Source organism: Variovorax sp. V118 (genome assembly GCF_041154445.1).
GTDB classification, from domain to species: Bacteria; Pseudomonadota; Gammaproteobacteria; order Burkholderiales; family Burkholderiaceae_C; genus Variovorax; species Variovorax boronicumulans.
In genome coordinates this window covers 5030841-5054666 of the sequence record NZ_AP028663.1, presented here as the reverse complement: position 1 = coordinate 5054666, position 23826 = coordinate 5030841, and the positions used below count along the sequence as shown (strand labels likewise).

The 23826-nt window shown below is 69.0% G+C and carries 21 protein-coding genes; 12 read left to right on the top strand and 9 right to left on the bottom strand.

Annotation, left to right across the window (positions count from 1 at the left end):
* Positions 1-5: 5 nt before the first annotated feature.
* The 4 genes from ACAM52_RS23515 to cphA (ACAM52_RS23500) all read right to left on the bottom strand — a co-directional run bounded on the left by ACAM52_RS23515 (position 6) and on the right by cphA (ACAM52_RS23500) (position 6067).
* Complete coding sequence (locus ACAM52_RS23515) at positions 6-497, bottom strand: hypothetical protein (protein ID WP_070060037.1); 492 nt, start codon at positions 495-497, stop codon at positions 6-8.
* Between the two features lie 47 nt (positions 498-544).
* A complete protein-coding gene (locus tag ACAM52_RS23510; RefSeq protein ID WP_095743684.1) occupies positions 545-961 on the bottom strand; it encodes a hypothetical protein in 417 nt (138 codons plus the stop codon).
* A gap of 207 nt (positions 962-1168) precedes the next feature.
* A complete protein-coding gene (cphA, locus tag ACAM52_RS23505) occupies positions 1169-3736 on the bottom strand; it encodes a cyanophycin synthetase (RefSeq protein WP_369644696.1) in 2568 nt (855 codons plus the stop codon).
* Positions 3737-3823: 87 nt separating this feature from the next.
* Positions 3824-6067 (bottom strand): cyanophycin synthetase, encoded by a 2244-nt coding sequence (gene cphA / locus ACAM52_RS23500; RefSeq protein ID WP_235944232.1) that lies wholly within the window; start codon positions 6065-6067, stop codon positions 3824-3826.
* A 139-nt stretch (positions 6068-6206) separates the two neighbouring features.
* Here cphA (ACAM52_RS23500) and ACAM52_RS23495 point away from each other — a divergent pair, with 139 nt between their 5' ends.
* From ACAM52_RS23495 to queC, 3 genes are all read left to right on the top strand, one after another.
* Positions 6207-8495, top strand: coding sequence for an ABC transporter ATP-binding protein (locus ACAM52_RS23495; RefSeq protein ID WP_369644695.1), 2289 nt, complete (start codon positions 6207-6209; stop codon positions 8493-8495).
* Positions 8495-8977 carry a DUF1854 domain-containing protein gene (locus ACAM52_RS23490; protein ID WP_369644694.1) on the top strand — a complete coding sequence of 161 codons (483 nt, stop codon included), beginning with the start codon at positions 8495-8497 and terminating at the stop codon, positions 8975-8977. Before ACAM52_RS23495 ends, ACAM52_RS23490 begins: the two co-directional genes overlap by 1 nt.
* 86 nt (positions 8978-9063) lie before the next feature.
* Entirely contained in the window at positions 9064-9768 is a 705-nt protein-coding gene (gene queC, locus ACAM52_RS23485) for a 7-cyano-7-deazaguanine synthase QueC (protein ID WP_095743689.1), read from the top strand.
* Here queC and ACAM52_RS23480 read toward each other — a convergent pair.
* Both ACAM52_RS23480 and ACAM52_RS23475 read right to left on the bottom strand, forming a co-directional pair.
* Positions 9750-11561 (bottom strand): ABC transporter ATP-binding protein/permease, encoded by a 1812-nt coding sequence (locus tag ACAM52_RS23480; RefSeq protein WP_369644693.1) that lies wholly within the window; start codon positions 11559-11561, stop codon positions 9750-9752. The genes queC and ACAM52_RS23480 overlap by 19 nt on opposite strands.
* Positions 11562-11676: 115 nt before the next feature.
* Entirely contained in the window at positions 11677-12237 is a 561-nt protein-coding gene (locus ACAM52_RS23475; protein ID WP_369644692.1) for a phosphonate degradation HD-domain oxygenase, read from the bottom strand.
* A gap of 224 nt (positions 12238-12461) precedes the next feature.
* Here ACAM52_RS23475 and ACAM52_RS23470 point away from each other — a divergent pair, with 224 nt between their 5' ends.
* The 6 genes from ACAM52_RS23470 (at position 12462) to ACAM52_RS23445 (ending at position 18945) form a co-directional block, all read left to right on the top strand.
* Positions 12462-13478: a putative 2-aminoethylphosphonate ABC transporter substrate-binding protein gene (locus ACAM52_RS23470; RefSeq protein WP_369647769.1), complete on the top strand. Its 1017-nt coding sequence runs from the start codon at positions 12462-12464 to the stop codon at positions 13476-13478.
* A gap of 118 nt (positions 13479-13596) precedes the next feature.
* Positions 13597-14670 carry an ABC transporter ATP-binding protein gene (locus ACAM52_RS23465; protein ID WP_070060031.1) on the top strand — a complete coding sequence of 358 codons (1074 nt, stop codon included), beginning with the start codon at positions 13597-13599 and terminating at the stop codon, positions 14668-14670.
* A gap of 327 nt (positions 14671-14997) precedes the next feature.
* On the top strand, positions 14998-16707 hold the full coding sequence (locus ACAM52_RS23460; RefSeq protein WP_369644691.1) for a putative 2-aminoethylphosphonate ABC transporter permease subunit: 1710 nt from the start codon (positions 14998-15000) through the stop codon (positions 16705-16707).
* Positions 16707-17840: a TIGR03364 family FAD-dependent oxidoreductase gene (locus tag ACAM52_RS23455; protein WP_369644690.1), complete on the top strand. Its 1134-nt coding sequence runs from the start codon at positions 16707-16709 to the stop codon at positions 17838-17840. Before ACAM52_RS23460 ends, ACAM52_RS23455 begins: the two co-directional genes overlap by 1 nt.
* A gap of 40 nt (positions 17841-17880) precedes the next feature.
* Entirely contained in the window at positions 17881-18714 is an 834-nt protein-coding gene (gene phnX / locus ACAM52_RS23450; protein WP_369644689.1) for a phosphonoacetaldehyde hydrolase, read from the top strand.
* A gap of 81 nt (positions 18715-18795) precedes the next feature.
* A complete protein-coding gene (locus ACAM52_RS23445) occupies positions 18796-18945 on the top strand; it encodes a hypothetical protein (protein ID WP_169805033.1) in 150 nt (49 codons plus the stop codon).
* A gap of 40 nt (positions 18946-18985) precedes the next feature.
* Here ACAM52_RS23445 and ACAM52_RS23440 read toward each other — a convergent pair whose 3' ends face one another.
* On the bottom strand, positions 18986-19438 hold the full coding sequence (locus tag ACAM52_RS23440) for an N-acetyltransferase family protein (protein WP_369644688.1): 453 nt from the start codon (positions 19436-19438) through the stop codon (positions 18986-18988).
* Positions 19439-19536: 98 nt separating this feature from the next.
* Here ACAM52_RS23440 and ACAM52_RS23435 point away from each other — a divergent pair, with 98 nt between their 5' ends.
* Positions 19537-20805, top strand: coding sequence for an MFS transporter (locus tag ACAM52_RS23435; protein WP_369644687.1), 1269 nt, complete (start codon positions 19537-19539; stop codon positions 20803-20805).
* Between the two features lie 21 nt (positions 20806-20826).
* Here the strand turns inward: ACAM52_RS23435 and ACAM52_RS23430 are convergent, their stop codons facing one another.
* Positions 20827-21192 carry an Imm1 family immunity protein gene (locus ACAM52_RS23430; RefSeq protein WP_369644686.1) on the bottom strand — a complete coding sequence of 122 codons (366 nt, stop codon included), beginning with the start codon at positions 21190-21192 and terminating at the stop codon, positions 20827-20829.
* A gap of 46 nt (positions 21193-21238) precedes the next feature.
* The gene (locus tag ACAM52_RS23425) at positions 21239-21628 is read right to left on the bottom strand and encodes an energy transducer TonB (RefSeq protein WP_307638400.1); all 390 of its coding nucleotides are present in this window, start codon (positions 21626-21628) and stop codon (positions 21239-21241) included.
* A 269-nt stretch (positions 21629-21897) separates the two neighbouring features.
* On the opposite strand from ACAM52_RS23425, the gene ACAM52_RS23420 reads away from it, so the two are divergent.
* Together ACAM52_RS23420 and ACAM52_RS23415 are read left to right on the top strand one after the other, a co-directional pair.
* Entirely contained in the window at positions 21898-22284 is a 387-nt protein-coding gene (locus tag ACAM52_RS23420) for a tripartite tricarboxylate transporter TctB family protein (RefSeq protein WP_062472590.1), read from the top strand.
* Between the two features lie 10 nt (positions 22285-22294).
* A complete protein-coding gene (locus ACAM52_RS23415; RefSeq protein ID WP_369644685.1) occupies positions 22295-23818 on the top strand; it encodes a tripartite tricarboxylate transporter permease in 1524 nt (507 codons plus the stop codon).
* The last annotated feature ends 8 nt before the right edge of the window (positions 23819-23826 follow it).

Here is a 23826-nt window from a genome sequence, read left to right as displayed (position 1 = left end):
TCGGGTCACTGCACCGGCACGGGGCGCGGCATGGGCATCGGCATCGGTTCCGCAGGCATCGGTGCCGGCATCGGGGCGGCCATCGGCGGTGGCAATGTTGCGGCCGGTATGTTCACCACGCGGGTCGAGACCGATTCGCGGATCACGCCGCCGCCCATCACGCTGCCATCGACATTGCTGCGGATGTTGCCTGCGCTGCCCAGCACGCGGGCTTCGCAGTCGGCACGCTCGGCCGGCGGCTGCAGGCCGCAGCGGGCCACGGCGTTGGCGCGGTAGTCGGGCGCGGAGGTGAGGCCGCCGCGCGCCGCGGCCTGGCGCGCGGCCCCGGCTTCGCGGATGCAGGCGGCTCGGTCCTGCTGGTTGTGGCCGCAGACCGCAACCTCCTGCTGGTAGGTGCTGCCGCCGCCGTCGCCACGGGCGGCCGTGGCGATGGTGGTGGTGGCCAGCCCGCTGAGTGCGAGCAGGGCAAAGATCATCGAACGCGCATTGTTTGGCATGGTGTGCTCCTTGTTGGCGTATCGGGGTGAAGGCCGGCCTCGCGCGATCAGCGCGCCGGCTGCACGGGCTGCGGCGGCAGCGGGGTGACGGTTTCGCGGATCACGCCGCCGCCCATCACGCTGCCTTCGGTGGAGGTGCGCGCACCGCCGCGGATGCGCGCTTCGCAATCGGCGCGGTCGGCCACGGGTTGTTCGCGGCAGCGTGCGAGCGCGTTGGCATCTTCGCGTTCCGCACCGGGGGTGGTCAGGCCGTGGCGACCGGCTTCCTGGCGCGCGGCGCCGGCTTCGCGCAGGCAGGCCGCGCGGTCCTGTTGCACGCCGTCACAGGTGGCGCGTTCCTTTTGCATCCGCGCGTCGCTGCCGGGCGCCTGGGCCGAGGCCAGCGGCGCACAGGCCATGAAGAAGCCGCCGAACGCCACGAGGGCGGCGGTCGACACGGTGGAACGGAGGGAATGGGTCGTCATCGGGGCTCCTGGAAAGGCGCGCCGTGCGAGCGGACATGAGGAAGACAAAAGCACGCAGGGCGCGACCGGTCCCCAGTGTGGGCCGGGCGCCCGGGCCGGGCTGTGGGACAAGCCGCACGCCGTGGAGCGGGCCGGACGCGCCCCTGCGTGTGGGACACGTCCGTCAGCGCCAGGAGGGCGGGCCTCCTGCGCTGCGGGGCGGGCGGATCAGCCCTGCGCGATGCGCTGCGCGAGGTGGGCCAGCGCCTCTTCGACCTGGTCGACGAGGATGAGCGACAGGTCGCCCGGCTGCAACCGCGCCAGCGCGGTGTCGATGGCGACGAACTCGCCGCGGATCTCGTCGATCTGGCGCGTGCGCGATGCACCCTGCAGGCCCTGGCGCAGCAGCGCCATCACTTCGCCGTCGGCCCGGCCGCGCTGCGCCGCGTCCTGGTACAGGATCACGTCGTCGAAGGCCTGGCCGAGGATCGCGGTCTGGTCGCGGATGTCGGAGTCCCGCCGGTCGCCTGCGCCGCTGATGACCACCGAACGCTTGTTGGCGGGCATTGTGTCCACGGCCGACACCAGCGCCTTCATGGCGTCGGTGTTGTGGCCGTAGTCGGCGATCACGGTGGCGCCGCGGTAGTCCATGACGTTGAAGCGCCCCGGCACGCCGGCCGCGTCGTTCATGAAGCTCGACAGGCCGCTGCGGATGGTGTCCCAATCGAGGCCCACGGCCCACGCGGCGGCCACCGAGGCCATCACGTTGTCGACCTGGAAGCCGATGGTGCCGCCGCGCGTGATGGGCACGTCGCGCAGCGCGATGCGTTCGCGCCACGAGCCTTCGGCGGCCACCAGCGTGTCCTGGTCGACGTACACGGTGCGCTTGCCTTGCGCGCGGTGCGTGGCCATCACCGGGTGCATGCGGTCGGCGGTGAAGAAGATCACGTTGCCGGGGCAACCGGCCGCCATGGCGGCGACGTTCACGTCGGCCGCGTTGAGCACCGCGTAGCCGTCGGGGGCCACGTTGCGCACGATCACGCGCTTGAGCACCGCCAGGTCTTCCACCGTGGTGATGTAGTTCAGGCCCAGGTGGTCGCCGCTGCCGATGTTGGTGACCACGGCCACCTCGCAGCGGTCGAAGCCCAGGCCTTCGCGCAGCACGCCGCCGCGGGCCACTTCGAACACGGCCGCGTCGACGTCGGGGTGCATCAGCACGTTGCGCGCGCTCTTGGGGCCGCTGCAGTCGCCGCTGTCGGTCTGGCGGCCGTTGACGTACACGCCGTCGGTGTTCGTCATGCCGGTGCGCAGGCCGCTGGAGGCAATGATGTGGTTGATCAGGCGCGCGGTGGTGGTCTTGCCGTTGGTGCCGGTGACGGCCACCACGGGAATGCGGCCGTCGTCGCCGGGGGCGAACAGCGTGTCCATCACGGCTTCGCCGACCGCACGGCCGCGGCCGAACGAGGGCGAGATGTGCATGCGCAGGCCGGGCGCGGCGTTCACTTCGACCACGCCGCCGTGCTGCTCTTCGAGCGGGCGCAGCACGTTCTCGCAGACCATGTCGACGCCGCAGATGTGCAGGCCGACCATCTGCGCCGCATCGACCGCGCGCGCGGCCACTTCGGGGTGCACGGTGTCGGTGACGTCGGTGGCGGTGCCGCCGGTCGAGAGGTTGGCGTTGTTGCGCAGCACCACGCGCTGGCCCAGCTCGGGCACGCTCTCGGGCGTGAGGCCCTGCGACTCGAGCCGGCCGATGGCGATGTCGTCCAGGCGGATCTTGGTGAGCGAGGTGGCGTGGCCTTCGCCGCGGCGCGGGTCGAGGTTCACGGTGTCGACCAGCTGGCGCACGGTGGAGCTGCCGTCACCGATCACCTGCGGCGGGTCGCGCCGCGCGGCGGCCACGAGGCGGTCGCCCACCACCAGCAGGCGGAAGTCGAAGCCGGGCAAAAATTTCTCGACCATCACCTCGCCGTACGCGGCGGCCGAGTCGTAGGCCGAGTTCAGCTGCTCGCGCGTGGTGATGTTCACCGTCACGCCCTTGCCCTGGTTGCCGTCCTGCGGCTTGACCACGACCGGCAGGCCGATTTCTTCCGCGGCGGCCCAGCCGTCGTCGGCGCTGCTCACGGGGCGGCCCAGCGGCACCGGCACGCCGGCGGCGTTGAGCAGCTGCTTGGTGAGTTCCTTGTCCTGCGCGATCGATTCGGCCACGCCGCTGGTGCTGTCGATCTCGGCGGCCTGGATGCGGCGCTGCTTGGAGCCCCAGCCGAACTGCACCAGGCTGCCGCTGGTGAGGCGGCGGTACGGAATGCCGCGCGCCACGGCGGCGTCGACGATGGAGCCGGTGCTCGGGCCCAGGCGCTCCGATTCGTCGAGATCGCGCAGCTCGGTGATGGCGGCGTCGGCGTCGAAGGGGGTGTCGGCCAGCGCGGCCTGGATCAGCGCTTCGGCCAGCGCGAGGGCGCGGCGGCCCACGTCTTCCTCGGTGTACTGCACGGTGACCTGGTACACGCCTTCTTCGGTCGTGGGCGCGGTGTTGCCGAAGTTGACGGCGCAGCCGGCCTGGGCCTGCAGCGCCACGGCGGCGTTCTCGAGCACGTGGGCCAGCGCCAGCGGCTGGCCGAGCACCATCGGGTGCAGCTCGCCGATGGTCGGGAAGCGGGCGCGCAGGCGGGCTTCGAACCCGTCGAGCTTGCCGACGGCGTTCTCGTCGCCTTCGCAGGCCACGACGGCCTCGATGGTGGTGTGGCGGCTCCAGAGATTGGGGCCGCGCAGGGCGCGGATGCGGGTGACTTTCATGGGGCTACGGCACGGGGCGCGCGGTTGCGGTGATCTTGCGGTGTGACCAGGGCGCCGGCCCCGCGGGTGGCGGGGCGGCGCATCGTGTCATGCCAGTTGTAGTTGCGGGGAGAGCGGCGAGGCCTGCGACAGCTGCAGCGAGGCCAGGGCCGCCTGCAGGTCGGCTTCGAAGGCTTCGACACCGGCGCCGATCAGGTTGAGCGGAATGCCCATAGCCCAGGCGGCGGCCACGGCGGCCAGCAGGCTTTCGAGGCTCACGCCGACGTGGGTCGCGCGCCAGATGGTCAGTCGGCCCAGGCCGGGCAGGAACGATTCGCTCGTGCCGTTGGCCAGCACCACGCGGTCCTGGCGCACCAGCACGGCCTTGCCGCCTTCGGCCTGGTGCGCGGCGAGCGCGGCGGCCTGCGGGTCGGCCGCATACAGGATGACGGCGCCGTCGCACAGCGGCGCCAGCGCGGCGATGCGCGGCTCGTCGGCGTTCAGCACGGCCGTGCCTTCGCCCAGCACCACGTCGACCTGGGTGCGCAGCACCTTGACCATCTGGTCGCTCTCGGTGATGTCGTAGTCGGCCAGGGCTTCGCAGCCTTCGAGGTCGGTCACGATGCCGACCTCGCAGCGGTCGTAGGCCAGGCCGTCGCGCAGGATGGTCTCGGCGCCGTTCTCGATCACCACGGCCTCGACGGCGCGGTTCACGAGCAGGCGGTGGCCGGCGTCCCAGTTGGCGCTGTCGCGTGCATCGACGCGGCGGCGTTCCAGGAACAGGCCGTCGCGGCAGGCCAGGCCGGTGTGGCGCCCGCCGAGGTTGATGAGCCAGGCCACCAGCCGCGCGAGCACGGCGGTGTCGCGCGAACCGGCCACGCCCACCACGGGGATGCGGCCGGGCGCGTCGTTCGGGAACAGGTGGTCGCAGATGGCGCGGCCCACGGGGCGCGGCGAGCCGATGGCCGGCTTCAGGTGCATCAGCAGGCCGGGGCCGGCGTTCACCTCGACGATCGCGCCGCCCTGCGGGCCCAACGGCTTGGAAATGTCTTGCGCGACCATGTCGATGCCCGCGATGTCCAGGCCGACCACGCGGGCGGCGAGCACGGCGGCGTGCGCCACCTCGGGGTGCACGAGGTCGGTGCAGTCGTAGGCCATGTTGCCGTTGCGCTGGATCGTCACCACGCGGCCGGCGGCCGGCACCGAGTTGCCGTCCAGTTCCTGGCGCTTGAGCTCCAGCTGCAGCTTGGCGTCGGTGGCCAGCACGATCACGTCGAGCGGGAATTCTTCTTCGGCGCCGCGGCGCGGGTCGCTGTTGAGCTGCTTGTCGATCAGCCCGGCCACGGTGTTCGTGCCGTCGCCGGTCACGGTGATGATCTCGCCGCGCGCGGCCGCCACCACCTCGCCGCCCACCACCAGCAGGCGGTGCTCGTGGCCGCGGATGAAGCGTTCGACCATCACGTCGCTGCCCTCGGGCTCGGCGACCGCGAAGGCGGCCATGACTTCCTCGCGCGTCGTCAGTTCGAGCGACACGCCGCGGCCATGGTTGGCGTCCGACGGCTTCACGACCACGGGCAGGCCGATGTCCTCGGCGGCTTCCCAGGCTTCTTCGGGCGACTCGACCACCTGGCCGTGCGGCACGGGCACGCCGCAGCTGGCGAGCAGCGACTTGGTCAGTTCCTTGTCGCTGGCGATCGATTCGCCGATGGCGCTGGTGTAGTCGGTTTCCGCGGTCCAGATGCGTTGCTGGTTGGCGCCGTAGCCCAGCTGCACCAGGTTGCCGCTGTTCAGGCGCATGTGCGGAATGCCGCGGTCGGTGGCGGCGGACACGATGGCCGCGGTGCTCGGGCCGAGGTAGCAGTCTTCGACCTTGGCCTTGACGGCCTCGACGGCGGTCTGCACGTCGGCGGCGGTGAACGGATCGTTGTTGATGGCCGCCATCAGCAGGCGGTGGCCTTCGGTGAGCGCCACGCGGGCGACCTGCTCGTCACGCGCGCGGAACACCATGCGGTACACGCCGTGCTCCGAGGTGCTGCGGGTCTGGCCGAAGCCAGTCGGCATGCCGGCCAGGTTCAGCAGCTCGATCACGACGTGCTCGAGTACGTGGCCCGACCAGGTGCCTTCGGTCAGGCGCTGGATGAACCCGCCGCGCTCGCCCACGCCGCAGTGGTGCTCGATGAGCGCCGGCAGCAGGGTGGTCAGCCGGTCGGTGAAACCGTCGATCTTGTTGGAGGGGAAGTCTTCCAGTTGGCCCAGGTCGAGCCAGACTTCGAGCACCGGACGGTAGGTCCAGAGGTTGGGACCGCGCAAATAGTTGATGCGCAGCAATTGGATGTCGTCGAAACGGGTCATGCAAACGTTCGATGTGCTTTGGCCGAGCACCACGGCGCCTTCAAGCGCACCCATGGCGATCGGTCAGAATCGGCGCCCGACCAAGGACGCCATGACGCGGTCCCAGCGGCCCGCGACGGGCAAGAGTCAAATAAACACAATGCAACATCACGATCCAGTCGGCGCCCAGGCGGGCGAAACGGAGGCGGTCTCAGGCGTGCTGAAAAGCCGACTCGCAGGCGCTGAAAACGTTTCGGTAACACTTGCGGTTGACCTCGACGACCAACTTCGCTTCGCCACCGGCCTCGTCGCCCTGACCGACCAGCGGCTCATCGCCCTGGAACCCGGCGGCGAGTGGCGTGAGTGGCCACTCACCGAGCAGGCCTTGGAAATGCGTCTTTCCGACCACGCCGGCATCGGAACCCTCGACCTCATCGGCCCCGCCGGACAGCTCGCCCGCTGGCGCTACACCCTGGCCGGCCAGCCGGCGGCGCTGAAGCTGCTCAAGCTGTTCGGCCAGCGCGCCGCGCCCGCTGTCGCGAAGGCGACAGAAGAGGTGCCCGAACTTCTCGACGTGGACGGCACCGACACCGAGCTGCAGACCCCGCCCTCGACCTGGGTGCTGCTGCGCCTGGGCCGCTTTGCCGGGCCGTACCGCAAGCAGCTGATCCTCGGGTTTGTCCTGACCCTGATCTCCACCGCCGCCACGCTGGTGCCGCCGTACCTGACCATCCCGCTGATGGACGACATCCTGATCCCGTTCCAGAACGGGCAGAAGATCGATTCCGGCCGGGTCGGCCTGTACCTGGGCGGCCTGCTGATTGCGGCGCTGGTCGGCTGGGGGCTGGGCTGGGCGCGCACCTACCTCTTGGCGCTGGTCTCGGAACGCATCGGCGCCGACCTGCGCACCACCACCTACGAGCACCTGCTGACCCTGCCGCTGGACTACTTCGGCGGCAAGCGCACCGGCGACCTCATGGCGCGCATCGGCTCGGAAACCGACCGCATCAACGTCTTCCTGTCGCTGCACGCGCTCGATTTCGCCAACGACGTGCTGATGATCGTCATGACGGCGGCCATCCTGATCTCGATCAACCCGCTGCTGGCCGTGGTCACGCTGGTGCCGCTGCCCTTCATCGCCTGGATGATCCACGTCGTGCGCGACCGCCTGCGCACCGGCTTCGAGAAGATCGACCGTGTCTGGTCCGAAGTGACCAACGTGCTGGCCGACACCATCCCCGGCATCCGCGTGGTGAAGGCCTTTGCGCAGGAGCGCCGCGAAGCCGAGCGCTTCCGCGTCGCCAACGCCTACAACCTGCAGGTCAACGACAAGCTCAACCGCACCTGGTCGCTGTTCACGCCGACCGTGTCGCTGCTGACCGAAATCGGCCTGCTCGTGGTCTGGGCCTTCGGCATCTGGCAGGTGGCGCGCGGCAGCATCACGGTGGGTGTGCTCACCGCCTTCATCGCCTACATCGGCCGCTTCTACACGCGGCTCGACTCGATGAGCCGCATCGTCTCCGTCACGCAGAAGGCCGCGGCCGGCGCCAAGCGCATCTTCGACATCCTCGACCACGTGAGCAACGTGCCCGAGCCGGCCAACCCGGTGAAGGTGGAGCGCGTGCAGGGCCGCATCGAGATGAGCGGTCTCGGTTTCCGCTACGGCTCGCGCGCCGTGATCCACGACCTCGACCTGACCATCGAGCCCGGCGAGATGATCGGCCTCGTGGGCCACAGCGGCTCAGGCAAGAGCACGCTGGTCAACCTGATCTGCCGCTTCTACGACGTGACCGACGGCGCCATCAAGGTCGACGGCACCGACATCCGCCGCTTCGCCGTGGCCGACTACCGCCGCCACGTCGGGCTGGTGCTGCAGGAGCCGTTCCTGTTCTTCGGCACCATCGCGCAGAACATCGCCTACGGCAAGCCCGATGCCACGCGCGAAGAAGTCGTCGCAGCGGCCCGCGCGGCCCATGCGCATGACTTCATCCTGCGCCTGCCGCACGGCTACGACTCGCTGGTGGGCGAGCGCGGGCAGGGCCTGTCGGGCGGCGAGCGCCAGCGCATCAGCATCGCGCGCGCCTTGCTCATCGACCCGCGCATCCTGATCCTCGACGAGGCAACCTCGGCCGTCGATACCGAGACCGAAAAGGAAATCCAGAAGGCGCTCGACAACCTCGTGCAGGGCCGCACCACCATCGCCATCGCCCACCGCCTGTCCACGCTGCGCAAGGCCGACCGCCTCGTGGTCATGGACCGCGGCGAGGTGGTCGAGGTCGGGCCGCACGACGCGCTCATGGCCAAGCAGGGCGCCTACTGGCGCCTGTACCAGGCGCAGCTGCGCCAGGGCGACGAAGACGATGTGAGCGAGGGCGCCGCCGACGAGCGCGCCAACGCCCAGGCGCCGCTGGCCGTGAGCCATGCCGCCCATCCGGCAGGGGACGTGTGATGAGCAGCACCAATACCACCATCAGCTTCGAACTCGCACGCGACACCTTCGGGCGCCTCGTGCTGACCGACGCACAGGGCGAGCGCCACGTGGGCGTGACGCCCGTGCGCGCCTTTCCGCTGAGTGCGCCCAACGAGGGCGTGTCGCTCGTCGGCAGCGAGGGCCGCGAACTCGTGTGGGTCGACCGCGTCGACCAGCTGCCCGCGCCCACCCAGGCGCTGCTGACCGAAGAACTCGCCGTGCGCGACTTCGCGCCCACCTTGCTGAAGCTGCACGGCGTGTCCAGCTTCGGCGTGCCCAGCACCTGGACCGTGAGCACCGACCGCGGCGACACCAGCTTCGTGCTCAAGGCCGAGGAAGACATCCGCCGTCTCGAAGGCGGCGCGCTGCTCATCGCGAGCGCGCACGGCGTGCAGTTCCGCATTCCCGACGCGAAGGCGCTGGATCGCGCGTCGCGCAAGCTGCTGGAGCGCTTTCTCTAGAAGCACCGCAGAACAGGGCGGCCGGCAGCATCGATCGGCTGCGAAAATCGCGCATTTGCACTACAGCGGCCCCGCCGTTGACGGACATGCCCCTGCACACCACCGCCCTCGTTCTCTTCTCCGGCGGCCAGGACTCGGCCACCTGCCTGGCCGAGGCCCTGTCCAAGTACCAGCGCGTCGAAACGCTGGGCTTCGACTACGGCCAGCGCCACCGCGTCGAGCTCGACGTGCGCGGCACCGTGCTCGCCAAGATGCGCGAGCGCTTTCCCGAATGGGCGCCGCGCCTGGGCGAAGACCACGTGCTCACGCTGGCCGCGCTGGCGCAGCTCGGCGGCTCGTCGCTCACCGAAGAAGTCGCCTTCGCCATGCAGGCCGACGGCCTGCCCAACACCTTCGTGCCGGGGCGCAACCTGCTGTTCCTCACGCTGGCGGGCGCGCTGGCCTACCGGCGCGGGCTGCAGGTGATCGTCACCGGCGTGTGCGAGACCGACTTCTCGGGCTACCCCGACTGCCGCGACGACACCATGAAGGCCATGCAGCTGGCGCTGTCGCTCGGCCTGGAGCGCCGCCTCGTCATCGAGACGCCGCTCATGTGGATCGACAAGGCCGAGACCTGGGCGCTGGCCCACCGCCTGGGTGGCCAGCCGCTGGTCGACCTGATCGTGGAAGAAACCCACACCTGCTACCTCGGCGACCGCGAACACCGCCAGGCCTGGGGCTACGGCTGCGGCGAATGCCCGGCCTGCGACCTGCGCAAGAAGGGCTGGGAGCGTTACGTCGCTGCGGCCTGAGCCGCTGTAGAGGTATCGAGCCGGTAGCGCGCGCCACCGGCCGCGCTTTCTTCCTGCGGCACCAGCGTCCACCGCTGGCCATGGAAGTCGCCCACGGCGGGGCGGTGCGCGATCGACACCATCGCGCCACCGCCCGCGCGCACCGTGTCGGCGAGCCGCTGGTAGAGCACGGCTTCGGCCGGTGCATCGAGCGCGCTGGTCACTTCGTCGGCGAAGAGCCACGCCGGTTTCTTCAGCAACACCCGCGCGATGGCCAGTCGCTGCTGCTCGCCGCCCGAGAGCTTCTGGCTCCAGGCGTCGCTGTCGTCGAGCCGGTGCACGAGGTCGGGCAACAGCGCATCGGCCAGGGCCTGGCGCAGCTGGTCGTCGCTGAAGCCGGCGGCCGGGTGCGGATAGGTCAGCGCCTCGCGCAGCTTGCCGTCGGGCAGGTAGGGGCGTTGGGGCATGAAGACCGCGTCGGCCGGGGCCTGCACCTTGCCGCGCGCAAACGGCCAGATGCCCGCGAAAGCGCGGAACAGCGTCGACTTGCCGCTGCCCGAGGGGCCTTGCAGCAGCACGCTGTCGCCGGGACGCACCGCCAGCGCGGCGCCGGCCAGCAGCTGCGTGCCGTTGGGCAGCGCGAGCGTGAGGTCGCTGGTGCCCAGCGTGGCGGCGCCTTCTTCGCGCTGCAGGGCGTCTTCGCGCGCGGCGTGGGCGCGCATCGCGTCGTCGAAGCTGATCAGGCGGTCGGTGGTGGCGCGCCAGACGGCCACGCGGTCATAGTTGGCGACGAACCAGCTCAGCGATTCCTGCACCTTGTCGAAGGCCGATGAAATCTGGATCAGCGCGCCCAGCTGGATGGCACCGCTGAAGAAACGCGGCGCCGACACGATGAACGGAAAGATCACCGACGCCTGTCCGAACATCGCGGTGAAGGTGACCAGGTTCTTCTGCTTCTTGATCAGCTGCAGGTAGTTGCGCAGCACGGCGCCGAAGCGCGTGTCGAGTTGGCCGCGCTCCACCGTCTCGCCGCGGTCGAGCGCGATGGCTTCGCTGTACTCGCGCACGCGCACCAGGTGGTGGCGGAAGTCGGCCTCGAAGCGCTGCTGGCGAAAGTTCAGGCCGATCAGCGGCCGGCCGATGAAGTGCGTGATGACCGTGCCGACCACGCAGTAGACCAGCGCCAGCCACACCATCGAGCCCGCGACCTGGTAGGTGCTGCCGCCCAGCGACAGGTCGAAGGTGCCCGACAGGCCCCACAAGATGCCGATGAAGCTCAGCAGCGTGACCACCGCGTTCAGGATCTCCATCGACAGCGTCATCGTGGCGTTGGTGAACATCTGCATGTCCTCCTGGATGCGCTGGTCGGGGTTGTCGGGCGTGGCGCCGTCGGCCTGGGCATAGCGCGCCAGCTCCAGGTGATAGAAGGTGCGGTCGGCCATCCAGCGGCCGAGGTAGTGGCGGGTCATCCACGAGCGCCAGCGCAGCTGCAGCAGCTGCGTCAGGTAGAACTTCGCCACCTGGATCGCGATGTTGAAGAAGGCCAGCCAGGCGAACACGCGGATCTCGCGCCAGAACACCACCGCGTCCTTGTTCTGCAGCCCGTCATAGAAGCGCCCGTACCACTGGTTGAAGAGCACCAGCGCGTACACGTACGCCAGGTTCAGCGCCACGATGCCCGCGAACATGAGGCGCGCCCGCCATTTTTCTTCGTCCGAACTGAAGTAGGGCGCCGCGAGCCGCAGCACGCGGCGCAGGACCTGGACGAACGCGCCGGCACGCGCCGCGATGGTGGGGGATGGAGCAGATGACATGCGGATTTCCTCGCAGGCGCCGATGCGCCGGACCTCGTGAGGCGCCCATCGTAGACAAGTGCGTCTTAAGCGGGGCTGAAGGCGGCCCCTTCCGCCCGGAGCGATGCGCTGGCCCTCAGCGCAGCATCACGCGCGCCGCCGTCGCCAGGAAATGCGCCAGCGGCGGCGTTCGCAGCCCCTCGGCCTTGGCCGCTTCATCCCACAGCCGCAGCCGCACGGCGTCGCCCGACCACGGCAGGCCCGCAAAGCGCTGCGCCGCCTCGTCGTCCATCACGCCGCCCTGCAGCGCCAGGCTGCGCACCGAATCGGGCGAGAGCATCGACACGTAGCCCGGGCGCGTCGCGCACAGGTAGCGCTTGGCGTCCACGTGCAGGCGGATCGGCTCGCGCACGGCCACGTCGAAGGCGCCGCGCAGCAGCGGCAGCGCGATGTACTGGTGGCGGTCGTCAATGCCCAGTTCGGTGGGCGAGCGCGACAGCGTCTGGTGCTCGGCGATCAGCAGGTGCCCCAGGTCGTGCAGCAATGCGGCCGTCACGAGCGTGTCGCCGGCGCCGGCCTGTTCGGCCAGCCAGGCGCATTGCAACGCGTGTTCGAGCTGCGACACCGGCTCGCCCGCGTACGCCAGCCCGCCGCGTTCGGCGAACAGGCGAGCAATCTCGGCGAGGTCGAGTGTCATGGGATTGCAAAAGAACGGTGTGCGACAGCCTGTACAGGCTCGCGTCGCTCGATGACAGCCGTGTGACGAAAGTGCAAACGCCGCAGCGCGGGTACGGCCGTGTGACAAACCTTTGTCACATAGCGCTGCGAGCATCGCTGCGTTCACGCCCCGGCCGTGTTTTCTTTTTGCGTACACCGCCTGTTCTTACCTCGAGGGAATCTCCCATGCTGCATCGTCGTCTGATGTGGGCCGCCGTGCCCGCCGCCTTGTTTTCGCTGGCTTTCTCCGCCTCGGCCCAGGGCCGCACCGAGCTGCTGGTCTACACCGCGCTCGAAGCCGACCAGGTGCAGGCCTACAAGGCCGCCTTCGAAAAGGAGAATCCGGCCATCGAACTGAAGTTCGTGCGCGACTCCACCGGCATCGTCACCGCCAAGCTGCTGGCCGAAAAAGCCAACCCCCAGGCCGACGTGGTGTGGGGCCTGGCCGCCACCTCGCTGATGCTGCTGGACAAGGAAGGCATGCTCCAGCCCTACGCGCCCAAGGGCCTGGACGCCATCAAGCCCACCATGCGCGACACGGCCAACCCGCCCAAGTGGGTCGGCATGGACGTGTGGTCGTCGGCCATCTGCTTCAACACCGCCGAAGCCACGAAGAAGAACCTGCCCAAGCCCACCAGCTGGGCCGACCTGACCAACCCGGTCTACAAGGGCCAGATCACCATGCCCAACCCCGCTGCCTCGGGCACCGGCTACCTCATGGTGTCGGGCTGGATCCAGATGATGGGCGAGGACAAGGCCTGGAAGTACATGGACGCGCTGCACCAGAACATCGGCGTGTACAGCCTGTCGGGCAGCAAGCCCTGCCGCCAGGCCGGCGCCGGCGAGTTCGCGCTCGGCATGTCGTTCGAATACCGCGCCAACAAGACCAAGCGCGACGGCGCCCCCATCGACATCGTGCTGCCCAAGGAAGGCCTGGGCTGGGACATGGAAGCCACCGGCATCATCAAGACCAGCAAGAAGCAGGACGCCGCCAAGGCCCTGGCCGACTGGGCCGTGACGAAGCAGGCCAACGAGCTGTACGCGAAGAACTTCGCCGTGCTCGCGCTGCCGGGCATCCAGGAAAAGCTGGAGTTCGTGCCGGGCGACGTCGAGAAGCTGCTGGCCAAGAACGACTTCAACTGGGCTGCCGCCAACCGCGACCGCATCCTGACGGAATGGTCGAAGCGCTACGACGCCAAGGCTGAAAAGAAGCCGATGTAATGGGCTCTCCCCCAGTCTTCGCGCACTTCGTGTCGCTACGCCAACCCCCTCACCGGGGGCAACACCAGCGGCCCGGCAAAGCCGGTTCCGCGGTGTTTCTCGACTGGGGCCACTGAACATGACCAGCTTTCTCTCTCTTCGCGGCATCGGCAAGTCCTTTGGCGCCACGCGCGTGCTCGACGGCATCGACCTGGACATCGAGCCCGGCGAGTTCGTCTGCCTGCTCGGTCCTTCGGGCTGCGGCAAGACCACGCTGCTGCGCATCGTGTGCGGCATCGAGCGCGCCGACAGCGGGCAGATCCTGCTCGGCGGCCAGGACATCGCGGGCCTGCCGCCCGCGGCGCGCGGCTTCGGCGTGGTGTTCCAGTCGTATGCGCTGTTCCCCAACCTCACGGCGGCGCAGAACATCGCCTACGGCCTGCACCCCACGGGCGCCCTGGCGCGCGAGATGGCCAAGCGCTCGCGCGAGATGCTCGACCTGGTCGGCCTTACCGCGCATGCCGACAAGTACCCCGTGCAGCTCTCGGGCGGCCAGCAGCAGCGCATCGCGCTGGCGCGCGCCCTGGCGCCCAACCCGCGCCTGCTGCTGCTCGACGAGCCGCTCTCCGCGCTCGACGCGCAGGTGCGCGCCACGCTGCGCAGCGAGATCCGCGCGCTGCAAAAGCGCCTGGGCATCGTCACCATCATGGTCACGCACGACCAGGAAGAAGCCCTCTCGATGGCCGACCGCGTGGTGCTGATGCACAACGGCCGCATCGAGCAGGCCGGCACGCCCGACGAGCTGTACCGCAAGCCGCGCACCCGCTTCGTGGCGGGTTTCGTGGGCCGCATGAACATGCTGCCCGCCACCGTGCTGGCCGACGGCAAGGTGCGCGTGCGCGACAGCGAACTGTTCTGCGCGCCCGGCAGCCTCAGCGTCGGTTCGCAAGCCACCGTGGGCATCCGCCCCGAGCATGTGGTGGTGAAGCGCTTCGGTTCCGAACTCGGCACCAACAGCTTCGCTGCGCGCCTGCTCGACACCGAGTTCTTCGGCAACCGCACCTCGGCCCGCCTGGCCTGCGAACCGCTCGGTATCGAGATCGAGGCCGAGCTGCCCGCCGATGCACGCAGCGGCGGCGAAGAGCCGCTGGTGCCCAGCAGCATGGTGCACATCCAGCTTCCCTTGAACGCGCTGTCGGTCCTGGCGCAATGACATGACGTCGCGCGTGCGGGGTCCTTGTCGCGTGGTGCGCAGCCATCCAGGGCGCGCTCCCGCCGACGGGGAGCCTTGCTCCGCGAATGTCCTCCGCCCTTCGGGCTCCTCCTTGATTTCGCTGCGCAAGGCACCCCATCGGCGTGAGCGTGACGCAGTGCGGTGGTTGATCGAACAGCACAACGACCACGCCCATCGTGCGCAGGGCACCGGGTGCTTCCCGCAGCGAAATCAAGGAGGAGGGCGAAGCCCGGGGGACATTCGCGGAGGGAAGTACCCGGTGGCCTGTGCACGCGCCCTGAACAACGACACCAAAAGAACAACAACATGAGCACTCCTTCCGAAGCCCTCGCCCCGATCGCGATCCCGCGTTCGAATCACTTCGACCGCGAACGCTGGCTCACCGGCGCCGCCGTGCTGCTCGTCGTGCTGCTGCTCGTCGTGATCGTCGCGCTCCCCGTCGGCGCGCTCGTCGGCCAGAGCTTCTACGACCGCGCAGGCAGCTTCGTCGGCCTGACCAACTTCGCGCGCTACCTCGAGAGCCCCGCGCTCGTGCAGTCGGCCTTCAACAGCGTGCTGCTCGCCGTGATCAGCGCCGTGCTGTGCACCGCCATCGCCTACGTGTACGCCTACGGCCTCACGCTCTCGTGCATGCCTGCCAAGGGCCTGCTGCGCGCCGTGGCGCTCATGCCGCTGCTGGCGCCCTCGCTGCTGCCGGCCATCAGCCTGATCTACCTGTTCGGCAACCAGGGTCTGTTCAAGGGGCTGCTGGGCGACCTGTCGATCTACGGCCCGCTGGGCATCGTGCTCGGCTCGGTGTTCTGGACGCTGCCGCATGCGCTGCTGATCCTCACCACCGCCATGGCTACGTCCGACGGGCGTTTGTACGAAGCCGCCCAGACCCTGGGCGCCTCGCGCTGGCGCATCTTCCGCACCGTCACATTGCCCTCGTCGCGCTACGGCCTCATCGTGGCCGCGATGGTCGTGTTCGTGCTGGTCATCACCGACTTCGGCGTGCCCAAGGTCGTGGGCGGCCAGACCGGCGTGCTCGCGACCGACATCTACAAGCAGGTGGTCGGCCAGCAGAACTTCCAGATGGGCGCGGTGGTCGGCCTCGTGCTGCTGATTCCGGCCGTGCTGTCGTTCCTCGTCGAGCGGCGCGTGCGTCGCAAGCAGGCCGCGGCGCTGTCGGCGCGCGCCACGCCCTACCAACCCGAGCCGGTGAAATCGCGCGACCGCGCACTGCTCGTGTTTTGTACGCTCACCGCCATCGCCATCGTCGTGATGATCGGCATGGCCGTGTTCGCCTCGCTCGCCAGCTACTGGCCCTACAAGCTCACGCCCTCGCTGAAGAACTACGACTTCAGCAACATGGACGGCGGCGGCTGGGGCAGCTACGGCAACTCGCTGCGCCTGGCGCTGTGCGCGGCCGTGGCGGGCGCGCTCGCCACCTTCGTGTCGGCCTACTTCGTGGAGAAGCCGCGCCACTTCGGCCTGATGCGCGAGCTGCTGAACCTGCTGGCCAACCTGCCGCTCGCGGTGCCGGGGCTGGTGCTCGGCGTGGGCTACATCTTCTTCTTCAACTCCGCTTCGAACCCGCTGCACGGGCTGTACGGCGGCATGGCGATTTTGGTGATCTGCACCGTGGCGCACTTCTTCTCGGTGGCGCACCTCACCTCGCTCACCGCGCTGCGCCAGCTCGACCGCGAGTACGAGCTGGTGTCCGAGTCGATGGGCGTGCCGTTCTGGCGCACGCTGTGGCGCGTGCACCTGCCGGTGGCGCTGCCCACCGTGCTCAACGTGGCCGGCTACTTCTTCGTCAACGCGATGACCACCGTGTCGGCCGTCGTGTTCCTCTACTCGCCGCAGACCACGCTGGCCGCCATCGCCGTGCTCAACATGGACGATGCCGGCGACGTGGCACCCGCCGCCGCCATGGCCTCGCTCATCATGCTCACGGCCGCCGTCGGCCGCGGCCTGTTCGCGCTGGCCGGGCACTGGGCGCTGAAGCGCACGCAAGCCTGGAGACAACGTTGATGAACCCCAGCATGTCCGTCGACAGCTTCGACGTGATCGTGGTCGGCGCCGGCATCGTCGGCCTGGCCCATGCCTACACCGCCGCGCAGCGCGGCCTGCGCGTGTGCGTGGTCGAGCGCGATGCCGCGTGCCTGGGCGCATCGATCCGCAACTTCGGCTTCATCACCGTCACCGGTCAGGCGCCGGGCGACATGTGGCGCCGCGCCATGCATTCGCGCGACGTGTGGCAGGCCGTTGCGCCGCAGGCCGGCATCGACATCGTGCACCGCCACCTCTGGCTCGCGGCCTACCGTCCCGAGGCGCATGCCGTGCTCGAAGCCTTCCTGCGCACGCCGATGGCCGAGGCCTGCGCGCTCATCGACGCCACCGATGCGCAGGCGAGGGCGTCCGGCCTAAACCTCGCGCAGGCGCGCTCGGTGCTGTTCAGCCCGCACGAGCTGCGCGTCGAATCGCGCACCGCCGTCGGCCTGCTCGCGCGCTGGCTGGCCGAAGTGCACGGCGTGGTGTTCCGCTTCGGCGAGACCGTGCACGAGGTCGAAACCCCGCGCGTGCGCACCTCGCGCGGCACCCTGCGCGGCGAGCGCGTGGTGGTCTGCACCAACACCGAATTGCACGGCCTGTTCGCTGGCCGCATCGCCGCGCACGACCTCACGCTGTGCCGCCTGCAGATGCTGCGCGTGCAACCCGAGGCGGGCTTTCGGCTGCCGGGCGCGGTGATGACCGACCTGAGCCTGGTGCGCTACGAGGGCTACAGCAGCTTGCCCGAAGCGGCGGCGCTGCGCGCGCGGCTGATGCAGGAAGAACGCGCCTCGCTCGACCACGGCATCCACCTCATCGTCGTGCAGAGCGCCGACGGCTCGCTGGTGGTCGGCGATTCGCACCACTACGGCGACGCGCCCGAACCCTTCGCCATCGAGGCGGTCGACCAGCTCATCCTGCGCCACCTGCGCAGCACGCTCAACCTCGAGACCGCGCAGGTCACCGAGCGCTGGACCGGCGTGTACCCGTCGTCGAAAACCACGCCCTGCGTGATCGACGCGCCCGACGACGCCACGCGCGTGGTGCTGGTCACCAGCGGCAGCGGCGCGAGCACGGGCTTCGGCATTGCCGCCGATGTGTTCGACGCGTGGTGAGCATCACCGCCTTCTTCATCCCTTTTCTTCTTTCGTCGCCATGAACGCCCATCCCCATGCCAGGCTGCAGGCCGTCGTCTTCGACTGGGCCGGCACCATCCTCGACTTCGGTTCCTGCGCGCCCATGGGCGCCTTCGTGAAGCTGTTCGCACAGTTCGGCATCGACATCACCATCGACGAGGCGCGCGCCCCGATGGGCATGGCCAAGTGGGACCACATCAAGGCCCTGGGCACGCAGCCGCGCGTCGCCGCGCAGTGGGAAGCGAAACACGGCCATGCCTTCAGCGACGCCGACGTCGACCGCCTGTACGAGGTGTTCACGCCGATGAACGCGGCCAGCGTGCGCGACCACACCGACTTCATTCCGGGCGCGATCGAGGCCGTCAACGCGGCGCGCGAGCGCGGCCTGAAGATCGGTTCGACCACCGGCTACAACCGCCCGATCATGGAGGTCGTCACGCCCATCGCCGCGGCCGGCGGCTATGAACCCGACAACCTCGTGTGCGCGGGCGACCTCGCGGCGGGCCGCCCGTCGCCGCTCATGATGTACCGCTGCTTCGCCGACCTCGGCGTATGGCCGCCACACACCGTCGTCAAGGTCGACGACACCGGTGTGGGCCTGCAGGAAGGCCTCAACGCCGGCACCTGGGCCGTCGGCGTGTCGGTCAGCGGCAACGTCAACGGCCTGACGCTGGCCGAGTGGCAGGCGCTCGACGCCGACAGCCAGCAGGTCCGCCGCGCCCGCGCCACCGCCGAGCTGCAAGCCGCCGGCGCGCACTACGTGATCGACAGCGTGGCCGACCTGCCGAACGTGCTGGAAGACATCGAGCGCCGCCTGCAGGCCGGCGAGCGCCCGGAAGTCCTCTTGCGCTGAAGCAGAAAGTTCGTTTTACCGACGGTGGCTGGCGCTGCCGTCCGACTTGACGCGCCACTTCGCGGGCTTAGCATGCGCCGCATGCGAAGCACAGCCTTTGTTCTTCTGCTCTGTCTCGGCCTGCTGACCGCGGCCTGCGACGGCAAGCGCAAGCCCGGCACTCCGATGCCGAAGGCCTTCTTGTCGTCGAGCGTCGTGGTGGTGATGGCGCCCGCGCCGTTCGTGGGCTGAGGCTGCCGGCGCGTTCAGCGCACCGGCCGCGGCGAACGTCTCAGGACGGGACGTACGCCAGCACTTCATCGCCCGCTGCATCGAATTCGCCGGTGGGCTTCCAGCCCAGGTGCCGGTAGAACCCGTGCGAGCGCACCTGCGGATCGGGCGAGCAACCCAGGAAGAGCCGCTGGAAGCCCAGCCCCTTGAACTCCTCGACCATCAGCGCGAGCAACGCCTTGCCGATGCCCTGGCCTTCGTACGCAGGCAGCAGCGCCAGCACGCCGATCTCGCCGGTGTCCCGCTCGCCGAAGCAATAGCCCGCCAGCTCGCCGTCGACGAGCGCGACGTAGCCGGGCAGGGAACCGTCGGCGATGCCGGCCTGCCAGCTTTCCAATGTGATGCCGATCGCTCTCAGGTCTTCGACCGAGAAGGCGTTCTCTCGCGTGCGGCCTCGCAGGTCGAGGCACGCGGGCGTGTCTTCGGGAATGGCTTGTCTGTAGGTAATTGGCATGCGTCGGATGCTCGAGGGCGCACGCAGCAGGCGGCGCGGCCTTCCGCGAGAATGCCACACGACGTGCGCCACCCGATGCACGCGTGGAGACAAGAAGAATGAAGACGACCCAAGCGACAACCATCGTCCACCAGCCTGACTCGCGCTACGCCATGGTGCGCCTGGCGCTCACGCTGCTGGTCATGACGGTCGGCAGCAGCGGCATGTACGTGGTGTCGGTCATGTTGCCCGCGGTGCAGGCCGAGTTCGGCGTGGCGCGCGCCGATGCCTCCATGCCCTACACGCTGCTGATGCTGGGCTTCGGTTTCGGCGGCGTGCTCATGGGCAAGCTGGCCGACCGCATCGGCGTGATGAAGCCGCTGCTGATGGGCTCGGTCTTCCTGGCCGCCGGCTACATCGCCACGGGCCTTTCGGAAGGCATCGTGTCCTTCACCGTCGCGCAGGCGCTGCTGGTCGGCCTGCTCGGCAGCTCGGTGGCCTTTGCGCCGCTGGTGGCAGACACCTCGCTGTGGTTCGTCAAGCGGCGCGGCATCGCGGTGGCGGTGTGCGCCAGTGGCAACTACCTCGCGGGCGCGGTGTGGCCGCCCATCGCGCAGCACTTCGTCGAGCAGGTGGGCTGGCGCCAGACCTACATCGGCATGGGCATCTTCTGCGGCGTGACGATGGCGCTGCTGGCGCTGTTCTTCCGCGCACGGCCGCCAGCCCTGGCCGAGGTGGCGCCGGTGTCGCAGGTGGCGGGCAGCACTCTGGTGCGCGACATGACGCGCCCCTTCGGCCTGAGCATGGGCACGGCGCAGGGCCTGCTGTGCGTGGCGGGCGTGGCCTGCTGCGTGGCGATGGCGATGCCGCAGGTGCACATCGTGGCCTACTGCGGCGACCTGGGCTACGGCCCGGCACAGGGCGCGATGATGCTGTCGCTGATGCTGGGCTTCGGCATCGTGAGCCGGCTGGTGTCGGGCGCCATCTGCGACCGCATCGGCGGGCTGCGCACGCTGATGCTGGGCGGCGTGCTGCAGTGCGTGGCGTTGCTGCTGTTCCTGCCCTTCGACGGGCTGGTGCCGCTGTATGTGATCTCGGCGTTGTTCGGCCTCTTCCAGGGCGGCATCGTGCCCTCGTACGCGATCATCGTGCGCGAGCACTTTCCGCCCAAGGAAGCTGGCGCGCGCGTGGGCACGGTGCTGATGTTCACGCTGTTCGGCATGGCGCTGGGCGGCTGGATGTCGGGCAAGGTGTTCGACCTGACGGGCAGCTACCACGCGGCCTTCCTGAACGGCATCGGCTGGAACCTGGTGAACGTGAGCATCGCGGCGTTCCTGCTGTTCAGGGTGCGCCGGATGCGACGGGGTGGGGTGGCGGTGGCGGCCTGAGGCCGCGAAAGATCGCGCCGCCTAGCTTTCGCACCATGTGACCCCTTCGGGCCGCGCGCCGTTACGGTCGCGGAAATCGATGAGGGCCTGAAGGCACTGTGCGACGTCGATGCACCACGCGAGCGGGTACTCGTCGACCTGTCCGTTGCCCAGCGTGAAGGCTTCCACGCCCGGCCGGTGCGTGTCGCCCACCGACCTGAAGCCGCTGTCGCCCGGCTCCCGCAGGTACATGAGCCAGGCGCTCTCGCCGTTTCGCAGCATGCACATCGACGGGCCGTCGGGCACGCAGACCCACAACTCGAACCGGGAGGTCGACTGGATCAGATCGAGCGCACGGGCCCATGGGCCCGGCGCCGAAATGTCCAGCAAACGATCGTCGAGCGTCATCTGAATCACGTGCGGCATCTCGTGTCTTGCGTCCGGACAGTCGTTCCTAATTCATCGTCGGCTGCTGCGGCGGCGACGTGATGAAGAACCGGATCGGCACCTCCCGCCACACCACCGTGCCATCGTCCGGCGTCGGCTTGAAGCGCCATGTGCGGACGGTCTCGACGGCCGAGCGGTCCAGCCGTGCGTGGCCGCTCGACTCTTTCACCTCGACGCTCGCCGGCAGGCCGGCCGGCGTGGTGCGCACGCGCAGCAGCACCATGCCTTGCTCCCCGTTCATCCGCGATTCGGCCGGGTAGGGCGCGTTCGGGTTGGGGGGCTGCGGCGACCATTCGCCGGGCGCCGGCGGCGGCGGTGCCGCGCAGGCGGCGAGCAGCGCGGCGGTGGCAGCGCCCGCCAGGAGCGCGTGTCGGGGAGCGTGGCGTGGTGTCTTCATCGGTGTTCCGCAATCCTTCGAAAGGAGGCCCCGCGCATTGTGACCCGGGCGCGTTCACCGCCTTCGCGCCCGGTACGTAGTTCCCCTCGCGCCCACGTCAGATTCCGATCAGCTTGCAAAAAGAGCATCGATCCGTCCGGAACTTCCCTCCGGACGGAGACACGCCCGCACCGGTTGCACCGGTTGCACCGGTCGCGGGCGCATTCGAATCACAACACTCCGTGAGCGCATGAATGAAAAATAGAAACCTTGTCAGAGGTCTGTTCCTCATGGCGATCGCGCTGGCCTTCGGCCTGACCGCGCTGCGCTATCCCATCGGCGACTTCAGCCGGGCGGGGCCGGGCCTGTTCCCCGTGATGGTGAGCAGCCTGCTGCTGCTGATCGGCGTGGCCACCGTGGTCCGGTCGTTCGTGGTGGCGCCGGTGACGCTGGACCTGAACTTCAAGAACATCGGACTCATCCTGTCGAGCCTGTGCGGGTTCGCGCTGATCTCGATGTACGTGAACATGATCGCGGGCATCGTCTTCATGGTGTTCTGTTCGGCCTTCGCGGGCAGTTCCAACTCGTGGCTGCGCAACGTGAAGATCTCGGCGGGCCTGATCGCCATGGCGCTGGCGCTGCAGAAGCTGCTCGGCCTGAACCTGCCGCTTTTCTGAGGCCACGACCATGACGGAAGTCCTGAACAACCTGGCGTTCGGTTTCTCGCACGCCCTGACACTGCACAACCTGATGTACTGCGCCATCGGCTGCACGGTGGGCACGCTGGTCGGCCTGCTGCCGGGCCTGGGGCCGCTGGCCACCATCAGCCTGCTGCTGCCGCTGACGTATTCGATTCCCACCACCGGCGCGCTGATCATGCTGGCCGGCATCTACTACGGTGCGCAGTACGGCGACAGCGTGAGCGCGATCACGATGAAGATCCCGCACGCCAGCAGCATCGTGGCCTGCATCGACGGCTACGCGATGACGCTCAAGGGCCAGACAGGGCTGGCGCTGTTCACGGCGGGCTTCTCCAGCTTCATCGGCGGCACGGTCGCGATCCTGGTGCTGTCGTTCCTGGCGCCGACGCTGGGCGAGGTGGCCTTCCTGTTCGGCCCGGCCGACTACGTCGCGATGATGCTGGTGGGCTTCGTGTGCGTGAGCTTCGTGACCACGGGCAGCCTGCTGAACGGACTGGCGATGTGCATGATCGGCGTGCTGCTGGGCACCATCGGAACCGACGTGAACAGCGGCATGGCGCGCTTCACGATGGACATGCCGTTCCTGACCGACGGCGTGGGCATCGTGAGCATTGCGCTGGGCTGCTTCGGCATCGCCGAGATCACCAAGAACCTCGACTCGCGCGAGGAGCGCTCGCCCTTCAACGGCAAGATCAACCTCATCCCGACCTGGGCGGAGTTCAAGCGGATCATTCCGAGCGCGCTGCGCGGCAGCGTGGTCGGCTCCATCCTGGGCATCCTGCCCGGCGGCGGCCCGACGATTGCGCAGTTCGCGGCGTATGCGCTGGACAAGAAGGTCAGCAAGTACAAGCACGAGATCGGCACCGGCTGCATCGAGGGCGTGGCCGGCCAGGCCGCAGCCGACGAGGCGGCGGCGCGCACGAGCTTCATTCCGCTCATGAGCATCGGCATTCCCGAGAACGCGGTGATGGCGCTGATGCTGGCGGCCTTCATCATCAAGGGCATCCAGCCGGGCCCGAACATGATCGCCAGCCATCCCGAGCTGTTCTGGGGCCTGGTGGCCAGCATGTGGATCGGCAACGTGTTCCTGCTGGTGCTGAACGTGCCGCTGGTGCGTTACTGGCTCTCGGTGTTCAAGATTCCGTACAGCGTGCTGTTCCCCTCGATCCTGTTCTTCTGCTGCATCGGCACCTACAGCGTGAACAACAACCTGCAGGACGTGTTCATCACCGCCGCGTTCGGCTTCATGGGCTACATGTTCATGCGGCTGGAGCTCGACGCCGCGCCGCTCATGCTGGGCTTCATCCTCGGGCCGATGCTCGAGGAGAACTTCCGACGCGCGATGCTGCTCAGCCGCGGCGGCTTCGGCACCTTCGTGTCGCGGCCCATCAGCGGCACGCTGCTGGGGCTGATCGCGATCTTCGTGGTGTGGCAGCTGGTGGCGTTCGTGCTGCAGGCGCGCAAGAAGAGCGGGGCGCCGGCGCCGGCGGCGCTGGAACCGCAGGAGTAGCTCGACAT

Excerpts from the sequence above, each read along its gene's own strand:
- ACAM52_RS23515 (WP_070060037.1), bottom strand. The coding sequence starts at position 497 with ATGCCAAACAATGCGCGTTCGATGATCTTTGCCCTGCTCGCACTCAGC.
- ACAM52_RS23510 (WP_095743684.1), bottom strand. The coding sequence starts at position 961 with ATGACGACCCATTCCCTCCGTTCCACCGTGTCGACCGCCGCCCTCGTG.
- cphA (WP_369644696.1), bottom strand. The coding sequence starts at position 3,736 with ATGAAAGTCACCCGCATCCGCGCCCTGCGCGGCCCCAATCTCTGGAGC.
- cphA (WP_235944232.1), bottom strand. The coding sequence starts at position 6,067 with ATGACCCGTTTCGACGACATCCAATTGCTGCGCATCAACTATTTGCGC.
- ACAM52_RS23495 (WP_369644695.1), top strand. The coding sequence starts at position 6,207 with ATGCAACATCACGATCCAGTCGGCGCCCAGGCGGGCGAAACGGAGGCG.
- ACAM52_RS23490 (WP_369644694.1), top strand. The coding sequence starts at position 8,495 with ATGAGCAGCACCAATACCACCATCAGCTTCGAACTCGCACGCGACACC.
- queC (WP_095743689.1), top strand. The coding sequence starts at position 9,064 with ATGCCCCTGCACACCACCGCCCTCGTTCTCTTCTCCGGCGGCCAGGAC.
- ACAM52_RS23480 (WP_369644693.1), bottom strand. The coding sequence starts at position 11,561 with ATGTCATCTGCTCCATCCCCCACCATCGCGGCGCGTGCCGGCGCGTTC.
- ACAM52_RS23475 (WP_369644692.1), bottom strand. The coding sequence starts at position 12,237 with ATGACACTCGACCTCGCCGAGATTGCTCGCCTGTTCGCCGAACGCGGC.
- ACAM52_RS23470 (WP_369647769.1), top strand. The coding sequence starts at position 12,462 with ATGTGGGCCGCCGTGCCCGCCGCCTTGTTTTCGCTGGCTTTCTCCGCC.
- ACAM52_RS23465 (WP_070060031.1), top strand. The coding sequence starts at position 13,597 with ATGACCAGCTTTCTCTCTCTTCGCGGCATCGGCAAGTCCTTTGGCGCC.
- ACAM52_RS23460 (WP_369644691.1), top strand. The coding sequence starts at position 14,998 with ATGAGCACTCCTTCCGAAGCCCTCGCCCCGATCGCGATCCCGCGTTCG.
- ACAM52_RS23455 (WP_369644690.1), top strand. The coding sequence starts at position 16,707 with ATGAACCCCAGCATGTCCGTCGACAGCTTCGACGTGATCGTGGTCGGC.
- phnX (WP_369644689.1), top strand. The coding sequence starts at position 17,881 with ATGAACGCCCATCCCCATGCCAGGCTGCAGGCCGTCGTCTTCGACTGG.
- ACAM52_RS23445 (WP_169805033.1), top strand. The coding sequence starts at position 18,796 with ATGCGAAGCACAGCCTTTGTTCTTCTGCTCTGTCTCGGCCTGCTGACC.
- ACAM52_RS23440 (WP_369644688.1), bottom strand. The coding sequence starts at position 19,438 with ATGCCAATTACCTACAGACAAGCCATTCCCGAAGACACGCCCGCGTGC.
- ACAM52_RS23435 (WP_369644687.1), top strand. The coding sequence starts at position 19,537 with ATGAAGACGACCCAAGCGACAACCATCGTCCACCAGCCTGACTCGCGC.
- ACAM52_RS23430 (WP_369644686.1), bottom strand. The coding sequence starts at position 21,192 with ATGACGCTCGACGATCGTTTGCTGGACATTTCGGCGCCGGGCCCATGG.
- ACAM52_RS23425 (WP_307638400.1), bottom strand. The coding sequence starts at position 21,628 with ATGAAGACACCACGCCACGCTCCCCGACACGCGCTCCTGGCGGGCGCT.
- ACAM52_RS23420 (WP_062472590.1), top strand. The coding sequence starts at position 21,898 with ATGGCGATCGCGCTGGCCTTCGGCCTGACCGCGCTGCGCTATCCCATC.
- ACAM52_RS23415 (WP_369644685.1), top strand. The coding sequence starts at position 22,295 with ATGACGGAAGTCCTGAACAACCTGGCGTTCGGTTTCTCGCACGCCCTG.